This is a genomic window from Escherichia sp. HH26CH (assembly GCF_009820205.1).
Taxonomy (GTDB): Bacteria; Pseudomonadota; Gammaproteobacteria; order Enterobacterales; family Enterobacteriaceae; genus Escherichia; species Escherichia coli_F.
On record NZ_VNXM01000046.1, the window covers coordinates 1 to 4,295 of the forward strand.

Sequence of the window (4,295 nt, forward strand, 5' to 3'; positions counted from 1 at the left end):
TGCGCGTAGTGACGGGTCGGGGTGTCATATTCAACGTGAGAAGTGTTGATGGTGATACCACGAGCTTTTTCTTCCGGCGCGTTATCGATCTGGTCGAATGCGCGAGCAGCACCGCCGTAGGTTTTAGCCAGTACGGTAGTGATTGCAGCGGTCAGCGTTGTTTTACCATGGTCAACGTGGCCGATAGTACCGACGTTAACGTGCGGTTTTGTACGTTCAAACTTTTCTTTAGACATCGATTGTCCCTCTAAGACACGGATAAATCGGTGATATCACCACATCAACCAGGCAACATGCCCGACTTGTTGAATGCAATAAACAGAAGGAAAAAACAGGGAGGAGAAAAGAAGTGGTGCTGATAGGCAGATTCGAACTGCCGACCTCACCCTTACCAAGGGTGCGCTCTACCAACTGAGCTATATCAGCACATCTTGGAGCGGGCAGCGGGAATCGAACCCGCATCATCAGCTTGGAAGGCTGAGGTAATAGCCATTATACGATGCCCGCATCCTGGAACTCGGCTACCTGATTTTCATTCTGCACTGAATATCGAGAGAAGCTCTCTTTATTCGAGCCGGTAAGCGAACTTATCGTCTCGGGCTACGCCATCGCGTGGCCGAAATTGGTGGTGGGGGAAGGATTCGAACCTTCGAAGTCTGTGACGGCAGATTTACAGTCTGCTCCCTTTGGCCGCTCGGGAACCCCACCGGACTTGATGGTGCCGACTACCGGAATCGAACTGGTGACCTACTGATTACAAGTCAGTTGCTCTACCTACTGAGCTAAGTCGGCATCAAGTAGCGCGCATTCTATGGAGACATGCGAGTTCATGCAACTAAAAAATTGCATAATTTGTTTTATTGGTCACATTTTATGCGACACGATGAAGAAACAGTCGAACAGAGGGCAAATTAGCACACTTTTTCAACATCATTGTTCTCAACAATGCGCTCCTTCTAAAGCGCAATTCTTTTTATCAGATGGAATATCTGTCACATTGCTTTTCAACGATAGCTTCCTGGGAGAGATTTTTTCTTATTATTCCTCCCCATCTGGTGTTACCCTCCTGCCCATTAACCCATTCAACAGAACTGTGACGCGCCATGGCAAATATCGTTTTGCCGATAGAGCTATGACCGCCAGAAACATGCTTATGAGTATAAAAGAGCAAACGTTAATGACGCCTTACCTACAGTTTGACCGCAACCAGTGGGCAGCTCTGCGTGATTCCGTACCTATGACGTTATCGGAAGATGAGATCGCCCGTCTCAAAGGTATTAATGAAGATCTCTCGTTAGAAGAAGTTGCCGAGATCTATTTACCTCTGTCACGTTTGCTGAACTTCTATATAAGCTCGAATCTGCGCCGTCAGGCAGTTCTGGAACAGTTTCTTGGTACCAACGGGCAACGCATTCCTTACATTATCAGTATCGCAGGTAGCGTCGCGGTGGGGAAAAGTACAACCGCCCGTGTATTGCAGGCACTATTAAGCCGTTGGCCGGAGCATCGTCGTGTTGAGCTGATCACTACAGATGGCTTCCTTCACCCTAATCAGGTGCTGAAAGAACGTGGTCTGATGAAGAAGAAAGGCTTCCCGGAATCGTATGATATGCATCGCCTGGTGAAGTTTGTTTCCGATCTCAAATCCGGCGTGCCAAACGTTACGGCACCTGTTTACTCGCATCTTATTTATGATGTGATCCCGGATGGAGATAAAACTGTTGTTCAGCCTGATATTTTAATTCTTGAAGGGTTAAATGTCTTACAGAGCGGGATGGATTATCCACACGATCCACATCATGTTTTTGTTTCTGATTTTGTCGATTTTTCGATATATGTTGATGCACCGGAAGACTTACTTCAGACGTGGTATATCAACCGTTTCCTGAAATTCCGCGAAGGGGCTTTTACAGACCCGGATTCCTATTTTCATAACTACGCGAAATTAACTAAAGAAGAAGCGATTAACACTGCCATGACATTGTGGAAAGAGATCAACTGGCTGAACTTAAAGCAAAATATTCTACCTACTCGTGAGCGCGCCAGTTTAATCCTGACAAAGAGTGCTAATCACGCGGTAGAAGAGGTCAGACTACGCAAATAATTTAAAGGGGAGCTAATGCTCCCCTTTCTTATTTTTCTGCACTACGCAGGGATATTTCACCGCCCATCCAGGGTTTTATTATTCCATCCTGCTCAAGCAATAAAGCGCCTTGTTTGTCTATTCCGCGTGAAATGCCAAATATTTCTTTATCACCAATGATAAGTTTCACCGGGCGATTAATAAAATTATCCAGTTTTTCCCAGCGCGACAGATAAGGTGCCAATCCTTCTTGCTCGAAGAGTTCCAGCGCCGCACGTAATTCACGTATTAGCATGGCCGCCAACGCATTACGATCGAGATTGATCCCAGCTTCCTGCAGCGTGATCCACCCCTGATTAACGATATTCTCTTCAACACGACGCATTGCCATGTTGATCCCGGCACCAATGACTATTTGCGCCGCATCGCCGGTTTTGCCAGTCAGCTCCACAAGAATACCTGCCAGCTTGCGATCCTGCAGATAGAGGTCATTCGGCCATTTAACACGAACTTTATCAGCGCCCAACTTGCGTAATACTTCCGCCATCACGATACCGATAACCAGACTTAAACCAATCGCCGCAGCCGGGCCTTGTTCCAGACGCCAGAACATCGACAAATATAAGTTTGCGCCAAAAGGTGAAAACCATTTCCGCCCTCGGCGACCACGTCCTGCCTGCTGGTATTCAGCAACGCAGGCATCACCCGATTTAAGCTCTCCGATACGATCAAGAAGATACTGATTCGTGGAGTCAATAACTGGCAGCACGGCTACACTACCGCTATCCAGCTGACTCAATATCTGTTCAGCATTAAGTAACTGGATGGGCTCAGGCAGGCTGTATCCTTTACCCGGAACGGTAAAGACATCAACGCCCCAGTCACGCAGTGTTTGAATATGTTTATTAATGGCCGCCCGGCTCATTCCTAACGTTTCACCCAGCTGCTCACCAGAGTGAAATTCGCCATTCGCTAATAGCGTGATTAATTTTAGCGGAACGGTATTATCCTTCATGAAATCGTCTCCACTGCGCTAACTTCACCTGATGCACCAATAAAGCGAACTTCTGGCTCAAGCCAGACATTAAATTTTTCACCCACTTTCTGTCTTACATGATGTGCCAACTGCACAATATCTTCGCTTTTTGCGTTGTGCTCATTTATGAGAACCAGCGCCTGTTGACGGTGTACCGCAGCACCACCAATTTGCGTCCCTTTAAGCTGGCACTGATCGATAAGCCAACCTGCTGCCAATTTTACTGAACCGTCTGTCTGGGGATAATGTGGTGCTGTTGGAAATTGTGCCAACAACGCGTTAGCCGCTTCGGCAGATACAACAGGGTTTTTGAAGAAACTACCGGCATTGCCATTCACTTTTGGATCAGGGAGTTTGGTGGTGCGCATATGACACACCGCATCAAATACTTGCTGTGGCGTTACGGTTGTAGGATCCAGACGAGTTAAGTCACCATACGTTAGTACAGGTTGCCACTCTTTTGGCAGGCGCAGACCTACGGCTACAATGGCGAAGCGGTCCTGGTATTCATGTTTAAAAATACTGTCGCGATAGCCAAAACGGCACTCTTTGGCAGTTAAGCGCACTTGCTTGCCTGTCGCCAGTTCAACACAGTCAACATAAGCGCAAACTCGCTGTAATTCTACGCCATAAGCACCAATATTCTGGATAGGTGATGAGCCGACACAACCAGGAATTAACGCCAGATTTTCCAGACCTGGCATACCTTCCTGCAAAGTGTATTTTACCAGGCGATGCCAGTTTTCTCCGGCTCCTACATGTAAATACCACGCATCAGGTTCATCATGAATTTCGATACCTTTGATCCGGTTGATGATCACCGTGCCGCGATAGTCTTCCAGAAAAAGTACATTACTTCCTTCACCCAGAATAAGAACGGGTTGCCCTTCTGCGGTTGCATGCTGCCAGGCATTGAGTAGTTGTTGTTCGTCTTCGGCACATACAATGTGCTGAGCATTATGATCAATGCCAAATGTGTTCCAGGGTTTTAAGGAGTGGTTCATAGCTGCTTTCCTGATGCAAAAACGAGGCTAGTTTACCGTATCTGTGGGGGGATGGCTTGTAGTTATGACGACAGGGAAAGTTTGTAGAAACGCAGAAAGGCCCAGTCTTCCGACTGGGCCTTCTGCTTAATTTGATGCCTGGCAGTTCCCTACTCTCGCATGGGGAGACCCC

Annotated in this window: 4 protein-coding genes and 4 tRNA genes; 1 reads left to right on the top strand and 7 read right to left on the bottom strand. The window is 47.3% G+C overall.

The window, feature by feature from the left end:
• The 5 genes from FQ015_RS16235 to FQ015_RS16255 form a co-directional block, all read right to left on the bottom strand.
• Positions 1-236, bottom strand: a 236-nt coding sequence (locus tag FQ015_RS16235) for a GTP-binding protein (RefSeq protein WP_000031667.1), incomplete at its 3' end; no start/stop codon positions are given.
• A gap of 114 nt (positions 237-350) precedes the next feature.
• Positions 351-426 (bottom strand) — tRNA-Thr (locus FQ015_RS16240).
• A gap of 6 nt (positions 427-432) precedes the next feature.
• A tRNA-Gly gene (locus FQ015_RS16245) sits at positions 433-507 on the bottom strand.
• A gap of 116 nt (positions 508-623) precedes the next feature.
• Positions 624-708, bottom strand: a tRNA-Tyr gene (locus tag FQ015_RS16250).
• Positions 709-716: 8 nt separating this feature from the next.
• Positions 717-792: transfer RNA gene (locus FQ015_RS16255), tRNA-Thr, on the bottom strand.
• A gap of 361 nt (positions 793-1,153) precedes the next feature.
• Between FQ015_RS16255 and coaA the strand changes: the two genes are divergently transcribed.
• Entirely contained in the window at positions 1,154-2,104 is a 951-nt protein-coding gene (gene coaA / locus FQ015_RS16260; RefSeq protein ID WP_000023085.1) for a type I pantothenate kinase, read from the top strand.
• A gap of 28 nt (positions 2,105-2,132) precedes the next feature.
• Here the strand turns inward: coaA and birA are convergent, their stop codons facing one another.
• Positions 2,133-3,098 carry a bifunctional biotin--[acetyl-CoA-carboxylase] ligase/biotin operon repressor BirA gene (birA, locus tag FQ015_RS16265; RefSeq protein WP_000654643.1) on the bottom strand — a complete coding sequence of 322 codons (966 nt, stop codon included), beginning with the start codon at positions 3,096-3,098 and terminating at the stop codon, positions 2,133-2,135.
• Entirely contained in the window at positions 3,095-4,123 is a 1,029-nt protein-coding gene (gene murB / locus FQ015_RS16270) for a UDP-N-acetylmuramate dehydrogenase (RefSeq protein WP_160524267.1), read from the bottom strand. The genes birA and murB overlap by 4 nt, the downstream gene beginning before the upstream one ends.
• Between the last annotated feature and the right edge of the window lie 172 nt (positions 4,124-4,295).